Annotated in this window: 5 protein-coding genes; all 5 read left to right on the top strand. The window is 70.5% G+C overall.

What is annotated here, in order from left to right; genetic code table 11:
* The first annotated feature begins 249 nt into the window (after nt 1-249).
* The gene (locus AOK15_RS33955; RefSeq protein WP_055522158.1) at nt 250-861 is read left to right on the top strand and encodes a TetR/AcrR family transcriptional regulator; all 612 of its coding nucleotides are present in this window, start codon (nt 250-252) and stop codon (nt 859-861) included.
* 166 nt (nt 862-1027) lie between these two features.
* Nucleotides 1028-3367, top strand: a complete 2340-nt coding sequence (locus AOK15_RS33950; RefSeq protein WP_055522157.1) for an MMPL family transporter — start codon at nt 1028-1030, stop codon at nt 3365-3367.
* A 213-nt stretch (nt 3368-3580) separates the two neighbouring features.
* Entirely contained in the window at nt 3581-4663 is a 1083-nt protein-coding gene (locus AOK15_RS33945; RefSeq protein ID WP_055522156.1) for an epoxide hydrolase family protein, read from the top strand.
* A 69-nt stretch (nt 4664-4732) separates the two neighbouring features.
* On the top strand, nt 4733-5242 hold the full coding sequence (locus tag AOK15_RS33940) for a DinB family protein (protein ID WP_055522155.1): 510 nt from the start codon (nt 4733-4735) through the stop codon (nt 5240-5242).
* A gap of 111 nt (nt 5243-5353) precedes the next feature.
* Nucleotides 5354-6212: intradiol ring-cleavage dioxygenase (locus tag AOK15_RS33935; protein ID WP_055522154.1), on the top strand; the 859-nt coding region annotated here is incomplete at its 3' end.

The following is a 6212-nucleotide window of genomic DNA, read 5'->3' as shown; positions in this document are numbered from 1 at the left end:
GGCGGGGCGGTTCGGGGCGGTCCGGCGGCGGAGCCGCGGGGCGCGTGACCCGGGGCGCGTGACCCGGAGCGCGTGACCCGAGACACGAACGAAACCGTTTCGTTTCTCTAGGGCTCGGGGCATCTTCGGGGTATCGTCTTAAGTGTACGAAACGGTTTCGTTCGAGAAGTTGGGTCGACCGGCCCGTGCCCCGGCACGTGACCGGTAGCCTTGTCGTCTCGAACGTCCAGTGGGAGTGGGGAGAGTGGGATGACTGAGACCGCGACGGCGCGCCGCAGTCGACTCACGCCCGAGCGTGAGGCCGAGCTGTACGCGGCCGTGCTCGACCTGCTCCGGGAGGTCGGCTACGACGCCCTCACCATGGACGCCGTGGCCGCCCGCACCAGGTCCAGCAAGGCCACCCTCTACCGCCAGTGGGGCGGCAAGGCCGAGCTGGTCGCGAAGGCGATCGGCAAGGAGATCGGCAAGGACAAGTCGATGGGCGCCACCGCCGTCGACACCGGATCCCTCCGCGGCGACCTGCACGCCCTGGCGCGGCGCGAGGACGACTGCGCCATGGAGCAGAACTCCGCGCTCATGCGGGGCCTGGCCATGGCGGTGCACACGAACCCCGAGCTTCTGGTGGCCTTCCGGGAGTTCCTCATCGAACCGCAGGTCGCCGAGTTCCAGCGGCTGCTGGAACGCGCGATCGAACGCGGTGAGGTCCGGCCGGACAACCCGGCGCTCGACTTCGTGATGCACATGATGCTCGGTGCCTTCGCGACCCGGACGCTGCTCGAAGAGCTGCCTCCGACCCAGGCCTTCCTCGTTTCGTACATCGACGCCGTGGTTCTCCCCGCCCTCGGTGTACCGACCGACTGACACACCCCGCGCCATCGCCGCGTGACACGCGGTTGAGCCCCACCTGACGCCACCGCTCACGTCGTCGGGCCGATCGACCCTGTTCGCGTACTCCCCGGTACGGCAGCACACGGGCCGATCACCCCTGCCCTCCTGCACGTCAACGACCTGAACGGGAGTACCGCCCGTGGCCACATTCCTCTACAAACTGGGCCGACTCGCCTTCCGGCGACGACACTTCGTCGCCCTGATCTGGGTCGCGCTGCTGACCCTCGCGGGTGTCGGCGCCGCCTCCGCGCCCACCGCGGGCTCGTCGTCCTTCTCCATCCCCGGCACCGAGGCGCAGAAGGCCTTCGACCTGCTGGACCAGCGCTTCCCCGGCATGAACGCCGACGGCGCCACCGCACGCGTCGTCTTCAAGGCGCCCGCCGGCGAGAAGATGGCCGACGCCGCGAACAAGTCGGCCGTCGAGCGCACCGTCAAGGAACTGGACACCGGCTCCGAGGTCACCTCCGTCACCGACCCGTTCAAGAGCAGGTCGGTCTCGAAGGACGGCACGATCGCCTACGCCCAGGTGCGGTACCAGGTCTCCGGCATGGAGCTGAAGGACGCCTCCAAGGACGCGCTGGAGGACGCCGCCGAGGGTGCCCGGGACAGCGGGCTGACCGTGGAGATCGGCGGTGACGCCCTCCAGGCCGTGCCGCACACCGGGACCACGGAGATCATCGGCATCGCGGTCGCCGCGGTCGTCCTCGTCATCACCTTCGGCTCGCTGGTCTCGGCCGGGCTGCCGCTGCTGACCGCGCTCGTCGGCGTGGGCATCGGCGTCGCCTCGATCACCGCGCTGGCGAGCGCCCTCGACCTCGGCACGACCACGTCGACTCTCGCGATGATGATCGGCCTCGCCGTCGGCATCGACTACGCCCTCTTCATCGTCTCCCGCTACCGCGCGGAACTCGCCGAGGGCCGCGACCGCGAGGAGGCCGCGGGCCGGGCCACCGGCACGGCCGGCTCCGCCGTGGTCTTCGCCGGACTGACCGTCGTCATCGCCCTCGTCGGCCTCGCCGTCGTCAACATCCCGATGCTCACCAAGATGGGTATTGCGGCGGCGGGCACGGTCGCCGTCGCCGTCCTCATCGCCCTCACCATGGTCCCGGCGCTCCTCGGCTACGCGGGCGCCAAGGTCCGCCCGACGGGGCACAAGGCCCGCTGGATGGGCGGCGGCCGCGCGGCGGCGAAGGCCAGGGGCGTCGAGGGTGCGTCGGCCGGGATCGGTGGCGGTGTGGGTGCGTCGGCCGGGATCGGTGGCGGTGTGGGTGCCTCGCCGAAGACCCCGTCCGGCGGGGGCGTGGCGGTGGAGAAGCCCAACATGGGGACGCGGTGGGCCCGGTTCGTGGTCCGCAGGCCGGTGATGGTGCTGCTCGTGGCCGTGATCGGCCTCGGCGCCGCCGCGATCCCGGCGAGTTCCCTCGAACTCGGCCTGCCCGACGACGGTTCCCAGCCGACGTCCACCACCCAGCGCCGCGCCTACGACCTCCTCTCCGAGGGCTTCGGCCCCGGCTCCAACGGCCCGCTGATGGTCGTGGTCGACGCGAAGTCCTCCAGTGACCCGAAGGCCGCCGTCAAGCAGGTGTCCGACGAGGTCAAGGACATGAAGGGCGTCGTCACGGTCACCCCGGCGACGTACAACAAGGCCGGTGACACCGCGATGATCACCGTGGTCACCGACTCCAAGCCGTCGTCCGTGGCGACCGAGGACGTGGTCCACGAGATCCGCGGCGCCGGACCGGAGATCAAGGCCGACTCCGACGCGAACGTCCTGGTCACCGGCGCGACGGCGATGAACATCGACGTCTCCCAGAAGCTCGACGACGCGCTCGTGCCGTATCTGGTCCTGGTGGTCGGCCTCGCCTTCCTGCTGCTGATCGTGGTCTTCCGCTCCGTCCTCGTCCCACTGAAGGCGGCCCTCGGCTTCCTGCTCAGCGTGATGGCGGCGCTCGGCGCGGTGGTCGCGGTCTTCCAGTGGGGCTGGCTGGCGGACGTGGTGGGTGTCGAGGAGACCGGCCCGGTCATGTCGATGATGCCGATCTTCATGGTGGGCGTCGTCTTCGGTCTCGCCATGGACTACGAGGTCTTCCTGGTGACCCGGATGCGCGAGGCGTACGTCCACGGCGAGCGCCCCGGACAGGCCGTGGTCACCGGCTTCCGGCACGGGGCGCGGGTGGTGACGGCCGCGGCGGTCATCATGATGGCGGTCTTCGCGGGCTTCATCGGCTCCAGCGAGTCGATGGTCAAGATGATCGGCTTCGGCCTCGCCGTCGCGGTCCTCTTCGACGCCTTCGTGGTCCGGATGGCCATCGTCCCGGCCGTTCTCGCCCTGCTCGGCGACAAGGCATGGTGGCTGCCGAAGTGGCTGGACCGGGCGCTGCCCAACGTCGACGTCGAGGGCGAGGGCCTGCGCCCGCACGGCGACGCCGCCGCCGAGGGCACTGGCACGGAACGCGACGAGGAACTCGTGCGCGCCTGACGCGACGGCTTCCCCGCAGAACCGGCCGGTGAGGACCCCGTGGGGGCGGGGAGCCCTCACCGGCCGCCTGCCTCCGGGGTCGGCCGACGCGGGTGCGCGGGTCGGCCGATGCGGGCGCGCCAGGGCGATAGAGGACAGGATCTGGGACAGGATCTGGCCTACATCGCTCCTAATCTGCTCGTACCAACCCACGCCGAGGCAACCGGAGCGATCATGGACACGCGGGTCCGCCCCTTCCACATCGACATCCCGCAGGCCGAACTGGACGACCTGAACGACCGGTTGGCACGCACGCGCTGGCCGCGACAGCTGCCCGGGGAGGGGGCCGAACGGGGAGTCCCCGTGGCGGAGGTCAAGGAACTGGCCGAGTACTGGCGCACGGCGTACGACTGGCGGACCCACGAACGCCGGCTCAACGATTTCCCCCAGTACCTGACCGGGATCGACGGCCTCGACGTCCACTTCCTGCATGTCCGCTCGCCCCGGCCGGACGCCGTGCCGCTGCTCCTCTCCCACGGCTGGCCCAACTCGGTCGTCGAGTTCACGCGGCTCATCGACCCGCTCACCGAGCGCGGGTTCCATGTCGTCGCCCCGTCCGTCCCCGGGTTCGCCTTCTCCGAGGGGCCGCGCGAGACCGGTTTCGGCGTCGACAGGGTGGCCCGTATGTGGGCCGAGTTGATGAGCCGCCTCGGCTACGACCGCTACGGCACCCAGGGCGGCGACCTCGGTGCGTACCTGGCGCCCGCGGTGGCCCGCGTGGCCCCCGGGCACGTCATCGGCGTCCACATCAACGGCGGGTTCGGCTTCCCGACCGAGAAGGACCTGCCCGAACTGACGCCGGACGAGCGGGCGTTGTACGACATGATCCAGCAGTGGTCGCAGGGCGGCGTCGATCACCACACCCTGCTCCGCCACACCCCGCAGACCTTCGCGTACGGCTGGCACGACTCCCCGGTCGCCCAGCTCGCGTGGATGATGCAGAAGTTCCGGGACTTCGGCGCCCAGGGCACGGACCGCGACCTGTTCCTCACCAATGTCACGCTCTACTGGCTGACCGGGACGTCCGGCACGTCGTCCTGGTTCATGTACGAGCGGGACGAGTTCACCTGGCCGGAGGGTCAACGGGAGGTGCCGACCGGCGTGTACTGCGGGCCGCCCGCCGTCCGCCGCCTCGCCGAGCGCGACAACCGGATCGTGCACTGGCCCGAGTCCCGTCCAGGCCACCACTTCGTGGGGATGGACGAACCGGAGACCCTGGCCGCCGACATCCGCACCTTCTTCGACAAGATTCTCTGAACAGACCCGACGCCGGACGGGCACGGCCCCGGACGGCCGCGGAGAACCCGAGAACGAGGAGGACGGCCGATGGCCGAGGACAAGAGGGTGGGGCCGCCCCATGTCGGATCCGAGCGCGAGACGCTGCGGGCCTTCCTCGACTACCACCGCGCGACCCTCGCCATGAAGTGCGAGGGCCTCACCGACGCGGAGCTGCGACAGCGGTCGATGCCACCGTCCACGCTGTCGCTGCTCGCGCTGGTCCGCCACATGGCCGAGGTGGAACGCGCCTGGTTCCGCCGGGTGTTCGAGGACAACGACGCTCCCATGGTGTGGTCGGACGAGATCGACTTCCAGGCCGCGTACGACGACAGTGCCTCGACACGGGCGGAGGCGTTCGCCGCGTGGGAGGCGGAGGTCGAGTACTCCCGCCGTATCGAGCGCGCGGCCCCCTCCCTCGACCTGACCGGTCGCCAGCCGCGCTGGGACGAGGAGGTCTCCCTGCGGATGGTCATGGTCCACGTCCTCCTGGAGTACGGCCGCCACAACGGCCACGCGGACCTCCTGAGAGAGGGCGTGGACGGGGCGGTCGGGGCGTGACGGTCCCACCGCGTGACGCCGCCGAGCAAGGAACTTGAAGTTTCCACAGGTTGGGCTCGTAGCATCGCGCGTGGCATGACGGACGGAACAGAGAGCGCGCAGGCCCCCACCATGAGCGACACACCGCACAGCCACAGCCACAGCCACGGGCACGGCCACAGTCACGGGCATGACCATGATGACGAGTTCGACCGAGGGCTCTCCTACGATCTGCCGGTGCTGGCACGGCGCCGAATGATCCGGCTGCTGGCCGGGGCAAGCGTGGTGCCGCTGGTGGCGGCCTGTTCCTCGGACGAGTCGGGCGGGACGTCGTCGGCGTCCTCGTCGTCGCCCTCCGGCTCGTCCGCGTCCTCCGCCGGCGCCGACTGCGAGACCATCCCGTCGGAGACGGCCGGCCCGTACCCCGGGGACGGCTCCAACGGGCCCGACGTCCTCAGGGAGAGCGGCGTCGTCCGCCGGGACATCACCAGGAGCATCGGCTCGGCGAACGGGGTCGCCGAGGGTGTACCGCTGACGGTGACCCTCACCGTCGTCGCGACGGACTCCGGGTGCGAGACGCCGAAGAAGGGCGCGGCCGTCTACCTCTGGCACTGCGACCGGGAGGGCCGGTACTCCCTCTACTCCGACGGCGTCACCGACGAGAACTACCTGCGCGGCGTGCAGGAGACCGACGCCAAGGGCCAGGTCACCTTCACGTCGGTCTTCCCGGGCTGCTACACCGGCCGCTGGCCGCACATCCACTTCGAGGTGTACGACAGCCTCGACGACGCCACCGCCGCGCAGGACAGCGTGGTCACGTCGCAGCTCGCGTTCCCCGAGGACGTCTGCGACACCGTCTACGCGACGGACGGCTACGGCCCGAGCGTCACCCACCTCAGTGAGCTCTCCCTGGAGACCGACGGCATCTTCAGCGACGGCTACGACCGGCAGCTGGCCACCATGAAGGGCAGCGTGGAGAAGGGCTACACGG

Origin of the sequence: Streptomyces ossamyceticus, from assembly GCF_001418475.1 — a bacterium.
Taxonomy (GTDB): domain Bacteria; phylum Actinomycetota; class Actinomycetes; order Streptomycetales; family Streptomycetaceae; genus Streptomyces; species Streptomyces ossamyceticus.
This window is presented reverse-complemented; position numbering and strand designations above follow the sequence as displayed.